This is a genomic window from Wielerella bovis (assembly GCF_022354465.1).
Taxonomy (GTDB): domain Bacteria; phylum Pseudomonadota; class Gammaproteobacteria; order Burkholderiales; family Neisseriaceae; genus Wielerella; species Wielerella bovis.
Genome location: NZ_CP092361.1, coordinates 1,876,628 through 1,897,497, shown reverse-complemented (window position 1 = coordinate 1,897,497; position 20,870 = coordinate 1,876,628). Strand labels below are relative to the sequence as shown.

Here is a 20,870-nt window from a genome sequence, read left to right as displayed (position 1 = left end):
ATTTTCCCCTGTTAAAACCGTGAAATATCGCGCGGAATGCGTTTAAACACGATATTAAAAGTTTTTAATTGCGATTCAGTCAAAACCACTTTATCGGCGTAAATGACCCAGCATTCAGGTTTTTCAGGCAGCCCTGTGGCTTGCAGCGTTTGCAAAAAGGGCAAATCCAGCGTGGTAACTTCGTCTTGTTCATAATAAAACACATACGCTGTGCCGTTTTGATAGCCCAATGCGTGCGGCGAAACACCGTTTTCAGGCTGCCATGTTTGCTGCAAATTTTCGGTATAGCCGATGTATTGGCGAATGGCGGCAAGCGATGCATTGGGGTTGAGTGTATCGGGAGCGATAAACAGTGGGTCGCCGATTGTGTAAAACGTAAAACCGCCGCCTGTGCCATTTTGTGTTTCGGGTTTGTTGCCGTAGCCGTTTATCACGCGGCGAATGCGTTCGGCAGTAATGGTTTCGGCGTAATCCATCATTTCCACGCCGATAAAGCGGCGGTTGCCACCATCTTTGTTGAGCGACAAAACAGCGTGGGCGGTGGTACCGCTGCCTGAAAAGCTGTCTAGGATAATGGCGTTTTTATTAACATTTGCCATTTTTAAAATTAATTCTAATAATTGTGGTGGTTTTGGATAGTCAAAAACCGATGAGCCGAAAATATCTTTTAATTCGGCACTGCCACTTACATTAAGTTTTTCCAACCAAGTGGAAAATTTTTTACTTTTCCCACCACTTTCAGGCTGGAAAATTTTTTCATACGCAATCCAATTGTTATTTTTATCTTTAATAAATTCAATTAACCCATCTTTTAACGCTTTTTCCATTTTTTTGGGTTTCCAACGCCAACGCCCATCAATTTTTTCACCATTATCAGAATAGATAATTGGGAAAACATCGTTACCATCAGGTGCTGGGATTGCATAATATAAATTCGGTCTATCTTGTTTTAAACTGCTATTTCCCCATTTTCTTAACAATTGAGTTTTATAAAATTGTTGTTTATTTTTATCAAATTTGGGATAACTTTCATTTTCTTTAATATCTTGTCCTGAAATAAATTGGTTGCTATTTTTCGCATAACAAAAAATGTATTCTGTTATTTTGGCAAAAAATTTACTATCTTGTCGCCCACCTTGTCTTTTAATTGAAAATTGGGCAACGAAATTCCCATACCCAAAAATCTCATCACAAATCAATTTCAGGCAGGCTTGTTCATTATCATCAATGCTGATAAAAATCACTCCATCATCTGCCAAAAGCTGTTTCAGCAATTTCAAACGCGGATACATCATGCACAGCCATTTGTCATGGCGCGAAAAATCCTCGCCCTCTTTGCCCACCACTTCGCCCAACCATTTTTGAATGCGCGAGTCGTTCACATTGTCGTTGTACACCCAGTTTTCATTGCCTGTGTTATACGGTGGGTCTATGTAAATGCAGTTGATTTTGCCGCCAAATTCAGGCAGCAGTGATTTGAGTGCAAGCAGATTGTCGCCGTGAATCAGAATATTGTCTTCACGGTTTTGCGGTTTGCCCTCTTCGGCAACAAAATGATATTGCTGATTTAAAAGATAAAAAGGAACATCATGATGATGAAATTTGACTTTGTCTTTACCAGACCACATTAATTCAGGCATGATGATTCTCCTGAATTAATGTGTTTAATTTCTGTTTAAATAATTGATTTATTGATTGATTTTGAGTATAATTGCGTGCGTGCGTGCGTGCGTGCGTGCGTGCGTGCGTGCGTGCGTGCGTTGCCATAACTTTATCCTTAAAAAATGAATAAAATATATTTTTCAGGCAGCCTGAAACATTTTCAGGTTGCCTGAATGTTTTCTCTGCTAAAAATCAATGATGACCGCAACCGTTTTCTTTCAACGCTTCTTCCGCTTGCACATCAGCATGATACGAACTGCGAACCATCGCGCCAATCGCCGCATTGGTAAAGCCCATTTCATAGGCTTCCTTTTCAAATTGCTTGAACATATCGGGCGTAACGTAGCGCAACACAGGCAAATGCCCGTCAGACGGCTGCAAATATTGCCCCACCGTAATCATCTCAATATTATGCTCGCGCATATCGCGCATGATTTCGCGGACTTCATCGTCCGTTTCGCCCAAACCAACCATAATGCCCGATTTGGTGGGAATATTCGGTTGCATTTCCTTGAATCTTCGCAACAATTCCAAAGAATGTTTGTAATCCGACCCTGGGCGCGCTTGTTTGTACAAACGCGGGTGGGTTTCCAAATTGTGGTTCATCACATCGGGCGGATTTTTGGACAAAATGTCCAGTGCAATGTCCAAACGCCCACGGAAATCAGGCACGAGAATTTCAATTTTCGTATTCGGGCTGCGTTCACGAATGGCGTTAATGCAATCGGCAAAATGCTGTGCGCCGCCATCGCGCAAATCGTCCCTGTCCACCGATGTAATCACAACGTAGCGTAAATTCATCGCTGCCACGCTTTCGGCGAGATTTTTCGGCTCATCGGGGTCAAGCGGATTGGGGCGACCGTGTCCCACATCGCAAAACGGACAACGGCGCGTACAAATGTCGCCCATAATCATGAATGTGGCTGTGCCTTTGCTGAAACATTCGCCAATATTCGGGCAGGACGCTTCTTCGCAAACTGTGTGCATTTTCTGGTCGCGCAAAATATTTTTGATTTCAAAGAATTTTTTGCCAGTTGGGATTTTGGCTTTAATCCATTCGGGTTTTTTGATTTTTTCTTCTAATGGTACGATTTTGATGGGAATACGCGCGGTTTTGTCTGCGCCTTTGTGTTTAATGCCTTGTGCGTTGGATAGGGGATTGGTGGTTTCGGTGGTCATTTTTATTTCTCTCTTAAATGTTGAATGCTGGCTCAAATTAGGTTTTCACAAATTTTGTAAAATCCGACCATTGCTCAATGCGGAATGCGCGAATATCACGCACAGAAGTGGGAAACCACGCCAAATTTTTCAAGGCTTGAATGGCAGAAAACAGGTTTGCCATGTCTTCATTGTCATTGATATACAGGCTGCCTTGAACGCGCTCAAAACCGTATTGATGTAGGGTTGCGCCAATATCTTGATAGGCTTGGCTTACGCCTTTTGGGTGGGCATTTTGGGTGTCGGAAACGACCAAATCAAATGAAATCGCATACATAATTTAATTGGCTTTCGGGTCTTGCAACAAATGGGAGAGCGGATATTGTTCATGCTCGCCACTTTCCAACAATTCAATGCCCACCAAAATGTCGCCATTGGGCAATTCCTGTTCCGCTTTGCCGACCAAATAAGGCACGCCAAATGTGCCAAAAGTCCGCACTTCGCCAGTTGGAATATTCTGTTGATTTATCATGATTTTTCCTTTATTTGGTAATTTTTCAGGCTGCCTGAAATAACTCGCATTATAAACCCTTACGCATAATCCGTTGCCCCAATGTTGCCGAAATGCGGTTTATCCAATAGAGCCATTTGCTTTTGCCTACCATGATTTCATAATGGTCGCGTTGGAAATCACGCCAAAATTCGGCGGCGAGTTCATCGGGCGAAATTTTTAAATTGGCATGACCTTTGCCTTGTGATAAGGGCGTGGCGACCATTGGCGGTAAAATTTCAAATACGCGTACATGGGTCGCTTCCAATTGCCAGCGCAATACTTGTGAATAGCTGTGCAACGCGGCTTTGGTGGCGCAATACAGGGCGCAGGTTTCTTTCGGCACAATCGCCAAACCCGATGACACATTAACCACTGCCGCACTCGGCTTGGCTTGCAACACGGACATAAATGCTTGTGTGAGCAATACAGGCGCGGTCAGATTGATGTCAATTTCCTGTACAATTTCGGCATCGGTTTGTTCGGCAAGCGGCTTGGTGTATTGAATGGCGGCGTTGTTGATTAACACGTTCACATCGGCAAAATCACGCGCCAAACGTTCACGGTCTTCGGCTTTGGATACATCGGCAACGGCATAACGGCAGCCTGAAAGTTGTGCGGCGGCTTGTTGCAACACGTCTTCGCGCCGTCCAACCAAAATAACTTGGTTGCCTGCGTTATGAAATTGTTTTGCCAGCGCAAAACCGATACCTGTTGCGCCACCTGTAATCAGGACGGTGTGTCCATTTGGGGTCATTTGGATTCTTTCTTTATCATATTTATTTGCGGTTTTCAGGCTGCCTAAAAACTTACGCCAATTCACGCATCAAATGCGCCGTCAATTTATCCGCCACTTCATCCAAATCAGGTGTTTGCGGCAACAAATCCGCCATTTGCACCATTTCCATGCCTGCATAACCGCAAGGATTGATTTGCTGAAATGGCGACAAATCCATGTTCACATTCAGCGCAAGCCCATGATAAACCGAGCCATTTTTAATCCGCAAACCCAAAGATGCAATTTTGCGCTCGCCCACATAAACCCCTGGTCGTTGCGGGTCGTTGGCAGCCTGAATACCATATTCAGCAAGTGTGGCAATGATGGTATTTTCTAATGCGGAAACAATATGACGCACACTTTGTTTGCGGCGTTTAAAATTAATCATAGTGTAAACAACGAGTTGTCCTAATCCGTGGTAGGTAATCTGTCCACCACGGTCAATTTGCACCACAGGAATATCGCTTGAAAACAGCAAATGCTCGGGTTTGCCAGCCAAGCCTTGTGTGAACACAGGGTAATGTTCCACTAGCCATAGTTCGTCTTCAGTATCGTCATCACGCGTGTCGTTGAATTGTTTCATCGCTTCAAACACGGGTTGATAATCGCGTCTGCCCAGTTTGACAATTTTCATAATTTATCTTTTATTATCAATAAAATGATTTTTCAGGCTACATCAATTAAAAAGGCAGCCTGAAAACTTAAAATACTACTTTTACCATTGGATGAGAAGTTACGCTGCGGTAAATATTGTCCAAATGTTCTTGACTTTGCGCATGAACGGTAACCGTTGCACCGACAAAATTACCACCTGAACTAGGACGCAATTTGATGTGTTGTTCAGTGGTATTTGGGGCATGTTGTTGAATGGCTTTTAAGATTTCAGATGCAAAATCAGGATGTTGAGCACCCATAATTTTGAGATTGAAATCGGTTGGAAATTCAATTAAAGGTTTTTGTTCAGCTTGTTGAGACATGATGTATCCTAAAAAATGATGGTATAGAGAGTAAGATTTAGATGAAACAGGGCTAGCTTAATTTGTCATACTTAACACCCACGACTTCTAATTTGTCCTAATCTAAATCTAATCCGTAATCCGACCTAATTTTTGAAAGGGCGGTTATTTTAACGCAAAAGTTGCGGGGGATTCCAATGTTTTACCGCATGATTGTTTTATGTTATTTGTGCCATTTAAATAGGCTGCCTGAAAAACAAGATGATTTTGTTTTTATAAGTTGAAACCTTTGTGAAACTCAAAATTGTAGGGCGGATTCTTGAATCCGATATTTCTTATATTTAACTAAATATTTGTTTTTTTTATTTTAAAATTATCAAAATAGAAACGCATGAATTAATAGTAAAATTTACTATATTTGTTTTTTTCTTGATAAAATAAGGGGCTGAATTAGGTGTTATAAATTTAAAACATTAAATTTAACCTGTTCACAAATCATACCAGCATCATAGGGAGATTATCATGAAAAAAACCTTATCTTTGATTACGTTAACTGTTTTGTTAGCCGCGTGTTCAGATAAATCCAGTACAAACGATACGGCAATAACTGCTAGCAAACCTGATTCTTCTGTTACTACTTCTGCATCAGAGAATACTAATGCACCCATTTTGCATGTTCGTATTGCTGCTACTGATTATGCACCTTTCAATATTTTCAATGCTGACCGAACATTTAGTGGTATTGATACTGATATTTTGGAAGCTATTGCAAAAGACCAAGGATTGAAATTAAAAGTAGAACCTTATATTTGGGAAGCTATTTTTACTGATATGCAAAAAGATAAGGTTCATTTAGTAGCAGGTGGATTGGTTGCAGAGGATTTACCTAGTGAGTATGTTACCCATACACAATCATATATGGTTTCAAAAAATTGTGTGATTGCTGCCAATCAAAATAATCTATCCAGTTGGCAATCTAATCCAATCATCTTGTTTGATAATGATGAACTAGGCGATTATGTAACGAATGTATTAAAAATACCACAAAAAAATATTACTATTAGTACACACAGATACGATACTTTACGCCAAATCGCTACTAATCAAGCTCATGCAGCGATAAGTGATTGCACTATTTTGAAATATTATGTCAATGGTTCATTAAAAGATTTCACATTTGCTATGGAAGAACTGCCGCCAGTAGAAGGTGAAGCTTCTGCGGATTTGGTTTTTGCTATTCGTAAAGATGACACAGAAATGTTGCAAAAAGTAAACGCTGGATTAGAAAATATTAAGAAAAATGGTCAATTAGATGAGATTTTGAAAAAATGGCAACAATAATAAGTTGCAGCCATTCAGTTTTTATTTAATCTTATTATAATCAATCCATTATGTTTCAGGCTGCCTGAATTTTTCAGGCAGCCTGAATGCTTTAAAATGATTTATGGCAAAATCAATGCCAAGAAAATCATATTGCCACCGCGATTAATCAATATGGGAATATTTTTCCCTGCTTGGCTGATTGCTGATTCAAATTCAGCTTTATTATGAACCGCTTGTCCTGCAATTTCCACGATAATATCGCCACGTCGTAAGCCTGCGTTCGCTGAAATACCCTGCGCTTTTCGTACCAGTAACACAGAATTATCCACGCCATTTTCTACGCTAATGGTCAAGCCTGCTGCGGCAAACTCAAAACCATCTATGCTGCCTGAATAAGGTTTGGCAGCTTTATTATTTAAATTTAAAGCCGTTTGGCTGCCTTGTTCGCCCAAAGTAACCGTGATTTCGGTCATATTACCTTTGCGCCATACGCCTAATTTAACTTCTTTACCTGGGGCGAGTGCGCCAATCGTCATGGGTAAATCGCTGGATGAACGCACTTCGTTATCGTTTACACTGCGAATAATATCGCCTACGCGCAAACCTGCTTTTTCCGCAGGGCTGCCTGAAATCACTTTGGCAATCAATGCGCCTGTGGGTTTATCCAAACCAAATGTTTTGGCTAAATCGTAGCTGACTTCTTGGATGATTACGCCCAGTTGCCCACGATGAACTTTGCCTGTGGCTTTCAGTTGGTCGGCAACATTCATCGCGACATCAATCGGAATGGCGAAAGAAATGCCCATAAAACCACCGCTGCGGCTATAAATTTGCGAGTTGATACCAACCACTTGTCCTTTTAAATTGAACAAAGGTCCACCCGAATTACCAGGGTTGATTGCCACATCGGTTTGGATAAATGGCGTATAAGTTTCATCGGGCAAGGTACGATTTTTGGCGGACACGATGCCTGCGGTTACGCTGTTATCAAAACCAAATGGCGCACCAATCGCCGCTACCCATTCGCCCGATTTCAATTCATCGGGATTACCAATTTTGGCAGCAGGCAGATTTTGCGCATCAATTTTCAGCAAAGCGATGTCGGATTTTTCATCTGAACCGACCAATTTGGCAGGATATTCGCGCTTATCGTTCAGCGTAACTTTAATATTATTCATACCTTTGATAACGTGGGCATTGGTCATGACATAGCCATCTTCGCTGATAATCACGCCCGAACCAAAATTGGCTTCGTTTTCACTTTGTGGAAAATCAGGTTGATTGGGGATAAGACGCTTGAAAAATTCGGAAAATGGGTCATTGTCCGCCAAATCATCATTGTTGGACATGGAAGTATTGTCTTTTTCACTGGCAGCCTGAATATTCACAACGGTGCTGCCTTCACGCGCCACCAATTCGGCAAAATTGGGCAACAACATACCGACTGTGCCATCGTTGGTTTTATTTTCCACAGGCTGCACAAAGGTTTGTGAAGCGGTTGTGTTTTTGGCTGGCGCATCGTCTTTGCCACAGGCTGCCAAAGTGAATGCGGCAATTAGGGTGAGTGAGAGAAGTGTTTTTTTCATTATGTTTATCCTTTTGGTAATATTTGTTTTCAGGCTGCCTTTATTTGTTGGATAAAACAATAGGCAGCCTGAAAACTTTTACAATTTAATAATATTCGCTGGACAACCGATGTGTACTAAAAATTTCAGCAAATCGGTGCTGGCTAAAAATAGCGTTTTTTCATTGGTGTTGGGGTGGAAGCTCATACGTTCTTCGGACATGATGGCTTGGTCAATATACACCGCAATGTCTTTTTCGGGCGTATTGAGTAAACCAAAAGGCGACACCACGCCTGCGGGTAATTTCATCTTTTCAAACAAACTGTTGCTAGATGCTATGCTGATACGGCTTTCGCCAACGGTTTCTTTGAAAGCGTCCATGTCCAAGCGTTTGGCATCATCCATAATCAATAGGTAGAACGCGGTTTTTTTACGATTGCATAAAAATAGGGTTTTGGTACGCACACCGTCAATGCCTTCAATAAAACTATCTGCTTGTTCGGTGGTGAGTGCAGGTGGGTGTTCTACAATTTGAAAGGGAATGGCTAATTTGTTCAAGGTATCCACAACGGGAGTATATAAATCCATTTTTATTCCTACGCATAATTTTCAGGCTGCCTGAAATGCGTTATTTTATGTCATTTTATTCGTTGATTAAACTCTGTTTACCCACGCTTACCCAAGCGCAAATAATTCTTTACCATGTGTTTTGAGCCACTGTTTGGCGGCATCAACGTCATGGCAATGTTGATGCACTAGTTGCCAAAATGCGTGGCTGTGATTGGCGTGTACAAGGTGGCAAAGTTCGTGGATGCAAACGTAATCTTGCACAAAATCGGGTGCGCCAATCAGTCGCCAATTGAGACGTATACCTGTGTGATGGCGACACACGCCCCAAAAAGTTTTGGCGTTTGAAAGCGCGATTTGTTTGGGAATAAGATGCAGTTTTTGGCTGTGTTGCGCGAGTTTGTCCAACAAAATCTCATGTGCAGCCTGAAACAAAAATTGGCGTAAATAATCGCTTTGTTGGGTGGGGGATAAATTTTCAGGCTGCCTGAAAATGGTGGCGTTGCGAGAATAAAGTTGTCCGCGAAACCATAATTGTTCGGGTTCAGCGCGTTTTTTGGGGGCGTGATTTAAGCAGCGTTGCAAATCGGCATGATGGCTGTTGAGCCAGCGCATCAATTCAGCGCGTGGCAGCCATTTGGGTGAATTGACGGTTAGACTGTGTTCATCGCGTGCGCGGACGATGATGTTTTTCTTGCTGCTGTGTTTGAGATAAACAGTAATCAGGCAGTCTGAAAGATTGATAATGACGGGTTTCATGGTTTTTCAGGCTGCTTTTTATTAGTGTGCAATTCCATATATTTTACGTAATCCGTTGATGAATGTACGCAGATAAATAAGGTAGGAGATAAATACATTTTTACCTTCGCTAATTTGTTGATGTTTGGCTTCTAATTTGGCGATAATTCGTGCAGATTTACGATTGGTAGTGTACGCTCCACAAAATAATTGTACTTGCCAAAATAATTCAAATATGGGAACTATATCGCGTTTGGTAAACTCATTGCTATTTTGCCAAGCAGCAACAAAATAAGGTGTTCGTAGTGGCTGGGATACATCTGATTGTGGCAGATATATCATGGCAATAACAGAACCATTGAAGCCACATGAAAAAACTAAACATGCACCTGTTTCTACTAGAATTTCATGTTTTGTACCTTGTTTTGGTAAAGTTGCAGTACAAGGTAATGGCTTACAACCAAATCGAATGGTAATACTGTCGCCATAAATAGAATTATCACCTTGTGTTACTGGTTGTTTTTTAACATCGTCTTTTAAAATATGGAGATAACAACTATCTTCTTTTTCAATAGTTTGTATAAATTCTTGTGCAAGTTCTTTGATAATCGGTTTTCCATGAACTTCCCAATTAAGTTGGGCATAGCGTGTATGCTTGAAGTAATGGTTGGCTAAATTTATTTCTTTTTCTTTAATCAATTTATTGAACACACAATTCCTCCTTTTTTCAGGCTGCCTTTCTATTATTTTGCTTGTTGCATATAAGTTTCAAGATTTTTCAAAATTTCGGCACTATCCAGCCAACCTTCTGCGACAAATAAGGTCATAAACAAACCAAGCAGTAAACTAGATGCCAGCCAGTAAATCACATAAGCCATACAAATCCGCAAAATCGGCTGGCGACTCAATACTGCAACCCCTGCGATTTGTGCCCAAAAACACCACACCATCCACAAACTAATCAAAGGCAATAAATCAGGGAAAGGCAATATCAACAAAGAAGGAATTGCCAACGCTTCTGTTGCCAAAGTGTAGCCCAAAAATGGAATACGTTCCCCACTTGCATGTTGTACCATGCTGGTTAAAGCACGCGTTAGCACCAACCAGCGCGTGATACCCATCACAATCGCAAAACCAAATGCCGCAGAGCTTGAACCAAAAAGCGCCAAATAAGCAGGTGATGTTGCAATACTCACGCCCACCGCCAGCATCACAATCGCAAACACAGGCAAACCATACGCATACATTTCTGCACGTGGGCGATATTGCAGACGCACCGCATGAATCGCATCATTGAATAAATCGTATAAATTAGCTCTAAACATCGTTTCAGGCTGCCTTATTCATGATGGCAGCCGCAAGCGCAACACATTTCGTGCGCATCGTCTGCCAATAATTGTTCATAATCACCACTTTCAATCAAACTCACCAATTCCGCCAAACTGTCCGCACCTTCCACCCAATCGCACGGCTCATCAGCAGGCAAATTGGGTGGCAACACCGCAGCCATCGGCGCAAACCACGCAATCCAATAAGCATTTTTTGTTTCATAAAATTCCGCATGAGCAGGCACTTCCTGTTCCGCGCCAACATTCATACGCGCCGCAACATCAGCTTGATAAGGGAGCAAATTCATCATTTTTCCTTGTTACACATATTTTCAGGCTGCATTTTAGCCTAATCATGCAGCCTGAAACATTATTTACTCAATATTTAAAATTTTTTTTCATGGCGTTGCGCCGCCATACCCACGCTGCTTAACATCAACCATTGCACGCGTTTCTCACCATTTCAGGCAGCGGTTCTTTTTTTGCGTGATTTTCGTAGGTCGGGCATTTATGCCCGACACAACATACCGTGATAATGTCGGGAATGAATACCTGACCTTACAAAGTCGCAATCAATGCGTGTATGCACAAATTGCTGACCATTTTAAATACAATGATGCGCGACAATTTGGCTTTGACTTAACGTTTTTTGTATTTTTACCCGATGGGGTTAAAAATACAGTTGCTACAACAAATCGTGTACTGAAAGGCAGCCTGAAATTATTCCGCATTTTCATTCTGTTGCTCACGAAATTCTTTTACCCTTTCATCGTGATTTTGCATACTTTCCATGTGTTCAAAACGCATAATCAATCCGACTGCAAGCACAACGAATGGCACGATTAACCAAATCGGCACGTCTGGTTTCAAGCCTTTTGCTGCTGTGATACCAATGATACTGATGATAAAAAATCCCAGCCAAGTCGCTCGGTGCATTTGTTGCTTTTTTTGTTGGATTTTTTGTTCAGAAAAATCAGCAGGATTTAGCCATTCCAAGTTCAATTTCAGCGGATTTTTGACTAAAAAATAGAGATAAGGCATCAGGACTATCCATGCAATCATGTGTATCCGCAATAGCAGTTGATTATTGGATAGTGTGGTGACAAGTCCCAAAACACACAATAAAAACATGAAGATATTGAACAAAAAACTGCATACTATCCCAATTTTGGCATAATACGCTTCAACCATTTGCATTTGTCGCTCATCTAAATGATGTGGCGGTTGTCCAACGCAAAATTTGAACATATGTTCATAGCATTTCTTTGTGTTCATCATCAGTCTCCTGTTGCCAAAACAAAGCATTTAAATCTGTCTCCAATGCCCACGCCAGTTTTAAGCACAAAGATAGCGTAGGATTGTAGCGATTATTTTCAATTAAATTAATCGTTTGTCGCGCAACTTCAACCTGTTGCGCCAATTCTTGTTGCGACCAGCCTTTTTGTTGGCGAAAGTGTCGGACTTGGTTGGTATTCATAATTGCCATGATTGATGTCGCGTATAAATGACATTGTGAATATTGACATCAAAATTGTCAAATATAAATGACAAAGGCAGCCTGAAAAATATTTTTCAGGCTGCCTTATCTTTCAAAAATACCACTATTTCTTCTTTTTCAACGACCCCAAATAAATCGCCACCATCGTCAAAACCGCGCCCAGCCATTGAATCGCCGAAATCGGTTTATCCAAAAACACAAAATCAATCCACAACGCCGCCACAGGCTCACTCAACAGCAACAATCCCGCCACACTCAACGACAACAAAGGCAGCGCATACGCAATCATGCCCCACGCAAAACATTGCATCACCGCACCATAAATCACAATCAAGCTCGCTTGCGTCCACGTTTGCGGCAACAAACTATCCCCATTCCACAACAACATCGGCACAATCAAAGTCAGCATACCACCCACACTTAAAAGCCACATCAACACAAAAATCGGCGTTTTTGCCGTTTCATGCGTTTTGCGTACCAACATCATAGAAATCGCCAACGCTAAACCCGATGCCAAGCCCGTAAACAAGCCCCATAATGCGTGATGATTGTGTCCAAATTCGGGGCTGGCAATCATGATAACGCCCAACATGGCTAACACCAAACTAACGACTTGTTGTCGTGTCAATTTCTCACCAAAAAATAACAAGCCCATCGCCGTTATCCAAAAAATCTGCAAACAATTCAATACAGTGGCAATACCTGGTCCAACCGCATGAATGCTCTCATGCCACAACGCCAAGTCAAATCCCAAAAAAACGCCCGACAACAAAGCCCACCCAATCGCCTTACGATTTTTGGGAAAGCGTTGCGCGAACAATCGCATCAACACGGCAAAAATCACCGCCGCCACCGCCAATCGCCAAAACGCAATCGCATAGGAACCAACAGGGACTTTTGCCACAATAATGCTGCCCAAACTAAACACCACGCAGCCAATCAGTAAATTCAGCGCAGCGGATTTTTCCGATAATGGTTTCATATTATTTCTTTTTTTAATCCAAATGGTTTGATTTTAGCAAATCATTTTTCAGGCTGCCTTTTTAGATAAAAATAGCAAAAGGCAGCCTGAAAACTGATAATACAGGTTTTCAATCCACAAACCGAACCCCCATTTTCTGCGCTAGCGTATTTTGCAGCGTATCGCGCAATCTCACATCAGACGGCTCTGGTCGTTCAGGCAGATTAAATGAGGGCAATTCTTCATTTTTGTGAAATTTCACCTGATGACGCATTTTCACACCATTCCACGTTATCTGTGCTTTTCGCTTTTTGAAATTGACCTGAATACCATAAACAAAATATTCTCTCGCCAAAGCTTCTTGACGCGTTTTTTGATTATCCCTTACCTCCCAAATCAAAAATAACACACTTGCCAATCCAGCCCAAAATGGGTTCAAACCACCTTTGGCAACTAAACCTATCAACATCAGAAAGGCAAAAAACATACTTTTCATGTGCGAACGCCAGCCAAACGATTTTTTCATCTCCTTCAAATAATTTTCACGGTCAAAAATTGGATACAAAATATCCCATGAAATTTGCGTTTGACCTTGCGCCAATTCAGATTGCACACGCGTTAAAGTCTCTCTTGCGGTTTGATTAAAATCCATATTTGCTCCATTTCAGGCAGCCTGAAAAAACATTACGCTACTTTCAAATTTGCCAATAAAATTTGTAAATCTTGTGGCAATTCCGCTTTCAAATACAAACGCTCGCCCGTAATCGGGTGGTCAAGTTCCAAAATATAAGCGTGTAAAAACATACGTTTCAGCCCCAATTTCTGCAAACGCTTATTCGCCTGATAATCCCCATATCGTTCATCGCCCGCAATCGGACAATTTTGCGATTGCATATGCACCCGAATTTGATGCGTGCGCCCTGTTTTCAAAGTCGCTTGCACCAAACTCAAGGCTGAAATCCCTACCGAATGCGTCAGGCTGCCTGAAAACGTATCCAACACTTGAAAAATTGTATGTGCCGACTGTCCATTTTCATCAACGCGCACCATTTTTTCCCCAGCTGCGCCCGTGTATTTAAACAATGGCAATTTAATGTGCCGATTTTCAGGCTGCCATACACCCACACCCAAAGCTAAATACACTTTTTTCGGATGGTCGTTGCGTAACATTTCGTGTAATTTGACCAATGCGCTGCGTTTTTTCGCCACCATCAACAAACCACTTGTATCTTTATCCAAACGATGCACCAATTCCAAATATTTCGCATCAGGGCGTGCTTGTCGTAGTTGTTCAATCACGCCAAAACTCACGCCTGAACCACCATGTACCGCCACCCCAGATGGTTTATTGACCACCAGCAATGCATCATCTTCAAACACAATTTCAAAATTACGCGCAGGAATTATTTTTTGCGTGATTGCACTTTTTTCTGCGATACGAATCGGCGGAATGCGTATGACATCGCCCGCTTCAATACGCGCATCGGCTTTTGTTCGCCCTTTGTTGATGCGCACCTCGCCACCGCGAATAATGCGATGAATATGGCTTTTTGGTACGCCTTTTAATATTTTAATCAAATAGTTATCCAAACGTTGTCCTGCATCATGCGGCTGAATCGTAATATGATTGACTAAATCTTTGCTAATTGTCGGCATTTTCTCTATAATTCCCAACTGGTTTTAGCAGCAAATAGGCTGCCTGAAACATGGTGTTTGCAAGCTATACGGCTTTGATTAAATTGAAGAAATAATTTTTTAGGCAACTTGTACACCGATTGTATAGAAAAAGCCGTATATCGCCATTTTACAAAAAAACTACTTTACACGTTTTCCTTTTTGTTGCTAGTTAGCCTGTGGCAGCAAAAATATTGTTTGAATACAAAAGTATAGACGATGGCTTAAAATTATTGATTAATTGGAAAAATAAATATTTAGACAGCCTGAAAATATCTCGCAATATAAAATACATTGTCGTCATTTCTGCATCAGTAGAAATTTTAATGTTTGCCCAACAAATTCCTTAAAATAAAATTTGTTAATTTAATTGTGAATAATAAGCATCTTAAATTTCAGGCAGCCTGAAAACACAAAATGTTCTTTATAATCGTCTCCATTAAGGGGTTATGAATATTTTGAGCGAAAAAAGCAATTCGCAAGCAAAATATTCATAACCCTACAACTGCATACATCGCAGCGCAAGATATGCGCCATCACGCGAGCAGTTTATCAAACCGAAAACGTGTTAAACTTTTGAAAACAAAGGTATAACATGAAACGTATGCTCTTCAACGCCACTCATTCGGAAGAATTGCGCGTGGCAATTGTTGATGGACAAACCCTGTTGGATTTGGACATTGAAACCCTCGGCAAAGAACAACGCAAAGGCAACATCTACACAGGCGTGATTACGCGCATTGAGCCGTCTTTGGAAGCCTGTTTTGTGGATTATGGCGTGGAACGTCATGGCTTTTTGCCGTTTAAAGAAGTCTCACGCGCCTATTTTCAGGACTACGAAGGCGGCAAAGTCCGCATTCAAGACGTGCTGAAAGAAGGCATGAAAATCATCGTGCAAGTGGAAAAAGACGAGCGCGGCAACAAAGGCGCAGCCTTAACCACCTTTATCAGCTTGGCAGGACGCTATTTGGTGTTGATGCCGAATAATCCGCGTGGTGGTGGCGTGTCGCGCCGCATTGAAGGCGAAGACCGCGCCGAACTCAAAGAAGCGATGGCGCAACTGGACGTGCCACACGGCATGAGCATGATTGCGCGTACCGCAGGCATCGGACGCAGCGCAGAAGAATTGCAATGGGATTTCAATTATTTATTGCAACTTTGGCGCGCGATTGAAGAAGCCGCCAATGCCCACAAACAGCCCTATTTGCTGTTTATGGAAAGCTCGCTGGTGATTCGCGCAATCCGCGATTATTACCGCCCCGATATTGCCGAAATTTTGGTGGACAACCCCAAAGTTTACGAGCAAGTGTCTGAATTCATGAGTTATGTCATGCCGAATAATTTGAGCAGACTGAAACTCTACACCGACCACACGCCCTTATTTTCACGTTTGCAAATTGAGCAGCAAATTGAAACGGCATTTGCGCGTTCCGTGAGCTTGCCAAGCGGCGGCGCGATTGTGATTGACCACACCGAAGCTCTTGTTTCTATTGATGTAAACTCAGCGCGTTCCACACGCGGCGCGGACATTGAAGAAACCGCATTCCGCACGAATATGGAAGCGGCGGAAGAAGTGGCGCGTCAAATGCGTTTGCGCGACTTGGGCGGCTTGGTCGTGATTGATTTCATTGACATGGAAGACGCGAAACATCAGCGCGATGTGGAAAACACCTTGCGCGATGCGCTGAAAAAAGACCGTGCGCGTGTGCAAATGGGCAAATTGTCGCGTTTTGGTTTGCTGGAATTGTCGCGCCAACGTTTGCAGCCAGCATTGGCGGAAAGCAGCCACATTGCCTGTCCACGTTGTGCTGGCACGGGCGTGATTCGCAGCATTGAGTCCACCGCTTTGCACGTTTTGCGTTTGATTCAAGACGCGGCGATGAAAGAAAACACGGGCGAAGTTCACGCGCAAGTGCCTGTTGATGTGGCGACTTTTTTGTTGAACGAAAAACGCGCCGAATTGTTTGGTATGGAAGAGCGTTTGGATGTTTCTGTGTTCCTGATTCCAAATACGAATTTGGAAAATCCGCATTACGAAATTTCGCGTATCCGTACCGATGATGTAGCGGAAAATGCGGAACCAAGTTATAAACGTGTCATGCAGCCTGAAAAAGAGGAAAATGTACCGTTTAGTAACAGTAAAGGTGAAAAAGCATCGCGTCCTGAACCTGCTGTGCGTGGTTTGAAACACGCTACTCCTGCGCCTACTGCGCCGAGCAAAGACAGCAAATCATGGTGGGATAGTTTCAAGGGCTGGTTGAAAAATCTGTTTGGTGCATCTGAACCTGAAAAAACAGAACCTGTGAAAAAGCGTGGTCATAAGAAACAGGCGACAGCAGCAAGTAAACGCAATAATCCAAATCGCCGTCAGCATAAAAATCGTGAAGAAAATGCAACGGGCAAACACAATCAGCGTCAAAATCAGGCAAAACAAGCGGAGAAAAATCCAACTGATGATGCAACCGCTTTGATGCAGCCTGAAAATATTTCTGTTAAAACAGAAAAACAAAATCGCAAGCAGGAACAGCGTGAACAACAGCGTTTGAATCGTGAAAAAAATAAGGCTGAAAAAGCACAACAACAAATGGTTCAGGCTGCTGCAGAAACAGAAATGCAGCCTGAAAACATGGAAAATGTGGCGAAAAAAGGTAATCGTCATAAAAAACAAAAACCTGTGGTAGTGCATATTGGTGGCGAGAAACGCAGTAAAAACAACAATCGTCATAATCAAAATCGCAATCGTGGTATTCCGTCAGCAGCCAAAATTGAGCAGTATTTGAGCATTGATGATGTGAGTTTGCGTGTGGAAGATGGTATTGCACATGTTTTGCTGGAATATCCTGAATTGGCAGCGGAAAGTAGTTTGGTTGCGGCGTATCAGGCGCGACAGGCTCCTGTTTTAGTGGGTATTGAGCGCGATGATGCGATGGAACAACCAGTTGAAAATGCGACCGAGATTGCCGATGATAATGCGATTGCGCAACATGTGGCGCAGCAAGTGGAAGCGATTGTGGCGACTTTGTTCCCTGAAACCGTTGAAAACACGATAAATTCAGGCAGCCTGAAAGCGATTGAGACAGTTGATGAGGAAGAAATTCCAGTTTCTTCTGAAAATCTTGCGCCAGAAATGTCGCATATTGCTCAGATGCAGCCTGAAATGGTGCAGGAAGAAGTTGATGTTTTGGAAACAGAAACAGCATTGGTGCAATCTGAAAATCCTGTTTTGGAAACACAAACGCAGCCTGAAAATAATACTGTAACGGAAACCATGCCACAGCCTGAAAATGTTTCATTGCGACAGCAAGCTGTGGCTGAGGCGGCTGCTTTGGGTTTACAGTTGGTAGAGACCAGCGTGGGCGCGATGATTGCGGCGGCAGCTCGTCTTGACCCACCACCTGCACCTGTGTTGCGTTATGCAGATGTACCGCGTATGACACCGAAAATTGTACCTGTGGAAATGATTCAGGTGGAAACGATTCAGCAATAATTATGTAGCAAGGTAAAAAATCCGAGTCAGCAAGATATTGACTCGGATTTTTTATTTTTCTCAAAGGTTTCAGGCTGCCTTTTCTTTTATAGTGAATTCACTATAGAATTTGTATTTGTAAGATTGGTAGCTTTATTTTATTGATAATTCGTGCGAATAATAAAACATGTATAAAACCGCAAGCATTTTGTCATAATTTAGCACATTTTTTGTCATGACAAAATGAATGTGAAACATTAAACATAAGCAGCACTCACCTTTGCGTATAAGTATCTATAAACCCTTATTTAATTTAGGCATTATGGATAAAACACGTAGTAGACCCAACTATATAAGTACCGTAGAAATCATGACAGAGTGGTGTCCTGAAAAGTGTGCTGTTTAAAATAAATAAACAAAAAGCAGCGAGAACAGAGTATATTTTGATGTGTGAAAACCGAAATAACTCTGAAATGTCCTCGCTGCCAAGAACTAAATATAAAGAAAAATGGCTTCAATGGCAATCACAAACAAAAATATCGCTGTAAAACATGCAAACGATGTTTTATTGGTGACCACGCCCTGAATAACAAAGGCTGTCATTCTGAATCAGATTTCATGATTTGGCGAATGACCGCTAATGGTTGTAGTATCCGCGCTATTTCTAGGATAATGGCTTATAGTCGAGCTAAAATTCAGGCTGCCTTAAAACGCAGTGAACACCAAATCAAATCCAAAAAAAAAGCATTATGACACTTTACAAATTGATGAATTCCATACATTTGTTGAACATAAGAAAAACAAAGTTTGGCTGATTTATGCTTATCATGCCAAAACAGGTGAAATAGTTGCATTTGTTTGGGGTAAACGTGATTCACAAACAGCACTGGCTTTAGAAGCGCGATTAAAAGAGCTGAAAGTCACTCACGACCGTATTGCTAGTGATGACTGGACGCTTTTGTTAATACTTTCTCTGACGCAGATGATCAATGGATTAGTAAACAACATACCCAAGCGATTGAAGGAAATAATTGTCGTATTCGTCATCGATTAAGTAGAGGAATACGGCGCAGTTGCTGTTTTTCTAAAACATTGTTTTACCATATTAAAGCATTTAATATTGGTTTTTGGGCGATAAATAATCCTAAACAAGTTTAAATCAGCACACTTTTCAGGACACCACCCTTTATTTTGATTTTGAATTAACAACATTTTCATGTTCTCGCCAAATATTCTCTAAACCCAAACCACTTTCTTTAATCAACGTCAGATAAGCCATTAAAAAGCGATATTGCACCCGCATCAATTGCTGTTCTACTTTAGCCACTTCTTGTCTAGCTTGAATCACTTCTAAACGATTGCGCATGCCATATTGTTGACCAGTTTGAGTGGATTTAAGTTTTAATTGATTACTTTTAAGTGCCCTCTCTTGCGCCATAATCTGATAACGCAACGCATCACCCTCAGTATAAGCCTGCCGCACAGCCAGCATGATTTGACGTTCAGTTGCCAGCAATTGAGCTTGCGCCACTTCATATTCCAAACTAGCTTCACGAATCTTACTACTGAGTTCTCCACCCGTATAAAGTGGAATACTTAATTGAAGTGAGGCAGTGAACCCTTTACCACGATGGCGATAATCACTATTTTGATGAGCAGATGTATATACATTATCCTGATAACCTAATTGAGCATTCATTGTTGGTAAACGTCCTTTTCTCGCCATGCGAACAGCCTCGTCACTACTTTTAAGTACCAACTGATTCATCTGATATTCATGATTATTTTGCAACGCAATTTCTTGCCATTTAGCTAAACTATATTGCTGAAAGTGAGGTAAATAACGCCCAATCAAGTTTTGAGTGTCTATAGGTGAAATCTGTTGGCTATTTAAACCAGTATAGCTATTCAATTGATTTTCCAAGATTTGTTTTTCAGTAAGAGCAGATATTTCTTGCGCCAATGCATTATCATATCCTGCCTGTGCTTCATGAATATCGATGACCGTAGCCGAACCACGTTTAAACATTTCTTGAGCTTGTTTTAATTGTTGCTCATAAGCCTGTTTTTCAGCAGCATGAACCGCAATAGTTTCCTTGATTAAGAGTAAATTAAAATAAAGTTCGCTTACCTTCAATAATAATTCTTCTGTAGCACTATTAAACCGTTGTCGCGCAACATCACTGTTATATTGACTTTGACGATATTGCGCCATTTTGCTGGCATCAAATAAAGTTTGATTCAGTTGTACATTCCAACCCTGTGTTTCACGAGTAGAAGAAATAGACGGCAATTGACGTTGATAACTTGCATTAGCATACACATGAGGCAAAAAGGCGGATTTTGCTTGCTGTTCTTGTTCCATACTGGCTTCGCGTTGAAAATACGCCATTTTATAATCAGCAGAATATTGTTTAGCCGATTCCCATGCTTCAGACAGCGTGAAAGCATGACTCTCTGTTGCCATCCATAAACTACTCAGTAATAACAGTTTAGTAAATGAATAGCCCATATATTTGATGGATGGATTTATCTTCATCATCATTCCTTTATCACAAAAGTAGCCTGAATCCAATTCAGGCTACCTTAAAATAGGTTAAATAGTCATTTTTTCAGAATGTTACAATTTAAGATTTTCCTCAAATC

Annotated in this window: 23 protein-coding genes and 1 pseudogene; 4 read left to right on the top strand and 20 right to left on the bottom strand. The window is 41.6% G+C overall.

All coding sequences use genetic code 11. The features are described 5' to 3' along the window. Positions 1–11: 11 nt before the first annotated feature. From MIS45_RS09245 to MIS45_RS09215, 8 genes are all read right to left on the bottom strand, one after another. Entirely contained in the window at positions 12–1,640 is a 1,629-nt protein-coding gene (locus tag MIS45_RS09245) for a site-specific DNA-methyltransferase (protein WP_249450316.1), read from the bottom strand. Continuing rightward, the gene (locus MIS45_RS11415; RefSeq protein ID WP_283397420.1) at positions 1,633–1,767 is read right to left on the bottom strand and encodes a hypothetical protein; all 135 of its coding nucleotides are present in this window, start codon (positions 1,765–1,767) and stop codon (positions 1,633–1,635) included. Before MIS45_RS11415 ends, MIS45_RS09245 begins: the two co-directional genes overlap by 8 nt. Positions 1,768–1,854: 87 nt before the next feature. Further along, positions 1,855–2,841: a lipoyl synthase gene (gene lipA, locus MIS45_RS09240; RefSeq protein ID WP_249450315.1), complete on the bottom strand. Its 987-nt coding sequence runs from the start codon at positions 2,839–2,841 to the stop codon at positions 1,855–1,857. 37 nt (positions 2,842–2,878) lie between these two features. Next, a complete protein-coding gene (locus MIS45_RS09235; RefSeq protein WP_249450314.1) occupies positions 2,879–3,157 on the bottom strand; it encodes a virulence factor in 279 nt (92 codons plus the stop codon). Positions 3,158–3,160: 3 nt separating this feature from the next. Next, positions 3,161–3,352, bottom strand: coding sequence for a DUF5397 family protein (locus MIS45_RS09230; protein ID WP_249450313.1), 192 nt, complete (start codon positions 3,350–3,352; stop codon positions 3,161–3,163). Positions 3,353–3,401: 49 nt separating this feature from the next. Continuing rightward, positions 3,402–4,127, bottom strand: a complete 726-nt coding sequence (locus tag MIS45_RS09225) for an SDR family oxidoreductase (RefSeq protein WP_249450311.1) — start codon at positions 4,125–4,127, stop codon at positions 3,402–3,404. 52 nt (positions 4,128–4,179) lie between these two features. Further along, positions 4,180–4,782 (bottom strand): lipoyl(octanoyl) transferase LipB, encoded by a 603-nt coding sequence (gene lipB / locus MIS45_RS09220; RefSeq protein WP_249450310.1) that lies wholly within the window; start codon positions 4,780–4,782, stop codon positions 4,180–4,182. Positions 4,783–4,849: 67 nt separating this feature from the next. Further along, a complete protein-coding gene (locus MIS45_RS09215; RefSeq protein WP_249448426.1) occupies positions 4,850–5,125 on the bottom strand; it encodes a YbeD family protein in 276 nt (91 codons plus the stop codon). 501 nt (positions 5,126–5,626) lie between these two features. On the opposite strand from MIS45_RS09215, the gene MIS45_RS09210 reads away from it, so the two are divergent. Further along, positions 5,627–6,445 carry an ABC transporter substrate-binding protein gene (locus tag MIS45_RS09210; RefSeq protein ID WP_249450309.1) on the top strand — a complete coding sequence of 273 codons (819 nt, stop codon included), beginning with the start codon at positions 5,627–5,629 and terminating at the stop codon, positions 6,443–6,445. A gap of 101 nt (positions 6,446–6,546) precedes the next feature. Here the strand turns inward: MIS45_RS09210 and MIS45_RS09205 are convergent, their stop codons facing one another. The 11 genes from MIS45_RS09205 to MIS45_RS09155 form a co-directional block, all read right to left on the bottom strand. Then, on the bottom strand, positions 6,547–8,013 hold the full coding sequence (locus MIS45_RS09205) for a DegQ family serine endoprotease (protein WP_249450308.1): 1,467 nt from the start codon (positions 8,011–8,013) through the stop codon (positions 6,547–6,549). A gap of 78 nt (positions 8,014–8,091) precedes the next feature. Further along, entirely contained in the window at positions 8,092–8,580 is a 489-nt protein-coding gene (locus MIS45_RS09200; RefSeq protein ID WP_249450307.1) for a prolyl-tRNA synthetase associated domain-containing protein, read from the bottom strand. An 87-nt stretch (positions 8,581–8,667) separates the two neighbouring features. Continuing rightward, the gene (locus MIS45_RS09195) at positions 8,668–9,318 is read right to left on the bottom strand and encodes a M48 family metallopeptidase (RefSeq protein WP_249450306.1); all 651 of its coding nucleotides are present in this window, start codon (positions 9,316–9,318) and stop codon (positions 8,668–8,670) included. Positions 9,319–9,339: 21 nt separating this feature from the next. Continuing rightward, complete coding sequence (locus tag MIS45_RS09190; protein WP_249450304.1) at positions 9,340–10,008, bottom strand: hypothetical protein; 669 nt, start codon at positions 10,006–10,008, stop codon at positions 9,340–9,342. Positions 10,009–10,040: 32 nt separating this feature from the next. After that, on the bottom strand, positions 10,041–10,622 hold the full coding sequence (locus tag MIS45_RS09185; protein WP_249445699.1) for a hypothetical protein: 582 nt from the start codon (positions 10,620–10,622) through the stop codon (positions 10,041–10,043). A gap of 14 nt (positions 10,623–10,636) precedes the next feature. Next, positions 10,637–10,936, bottom strand: a complete 300-nt coding sequence (locus MIS45_RS09180) for a hypothetical protein (RefSeq protein WP_249450303.1) — start codon at positions 10,934–10,936, stop codon at positions 10,637–10,639. 409 nt (positions 10,937–11,345) lie between these two features. Then, positions 11,346–11,873: a hypothetical protein gene (locus MIS45_RS09175; protein ID WP_249450302.1), complete on the bottom strand. Its 528-nt coding sequence runs from the start codon at positions 11,871–11,873 to the stop codon at positions 11,346–11,348. A 4-nt stretch (positions 11,874–11,877) separates the two neighbouring features. Next, entirely contained in the window at positions 11,878–12,111 is a 234-nt protein-coding gene (locus tag MIS45_RS09170) for a helix-turn-helix transcriptional regulator (protein WP_283397325.1), read from the bottom strand. 115 nt (positions 12,112–12,226) lie between these two features. Beyond that, positions 12,227–13,105 carry a DMT family transporter gene (locus MIS45_RS09165; RefSeq protein ID WP_249442306.1) on the bottom strand — a complete coding sequence of 293 codons (879 nt, stop codon included), beginning with the start codon at positions 13,103–13,105 and terminating at the stop codon, positions 12,227–12,229. 109 nt (positions 13,106–13,214) lie between these two features. After that, positions 13,215–13,736 (bottom strand): hypothetical protein, encoded by a 522-nt coding sequence (locus MIS45_RS09160; protein ID WP_249450300.1) that lies wholly within the window; start codon positions 13,734–13,736, stop codon positions 13,215–13,217. Between the two features lie 32 nt (positions 13,737–13,768). Further along, entirely contained in the window at positions 13,769–14,740 is a 972-nt protein-coding gene (locus tag MIS45_RS09155) for an RluA family pseudouridine synthase (protein ID WP_249450299.1), read from the bottom strand. Positions 14,741–14,952: 212 nt separating this feature from the next. Here MIS45_RS09155 and MIS45_RS09150 point away from each other — a divergent pair, with 212 nt between their 5' ends. From MIS45_RS09150 to MIS45_RS09140, 3 genes and pseudogenes are all read left to right on the top strand, one after another. After that, on the top strand, positions 14,953–15,108 hold the full coding sequence (locus tag MIS45_RS09150; protein WP_249445692.1) for a hypothetical protein: 156 nt from the start codon (positions 14,953–14,955) through the stop codon (positions 15,106–15,108). A gap of 245 nt (positions 15,109–15,353) precedes the next feature. After that, complete coding sequence (locus tag MIS45_RS09145) at positions 15,354–18,245, top strand: Rne/Rng family ribonuclease (RefSeq protein ID WP_249450297.1); 2,892 nt, start codon at positions 15,354–15,356, stop codon at positions 18,243–18,245. Between the two features lie 429 nt (positions 18,246–18,674). Next, a pseudogene (locus MIS45_RS09140) lies at positions 18,675–19,382 on the top strand (IS1 family transposase). Positions 19,383–19,410: 28 nt separating this feature from the next. Here MIS45_RS09140 and MIS45_RS09135 read toward each other — a convergent pair. Continuing rightward, the gene (locus tag MIS45_RS09135) at positions 19,411–20,769 is read right to left on the bottom strand and encodes a TolC family protein (protein ID WP_430472169.1); all 1,359 of its coding nucleotides are present in this window, start codon (positions 20,767–20,769) and stop codon (positions 19,411–19,413) included. Positions 20,770–20,870: the final 101 nt, after the last annotated feature.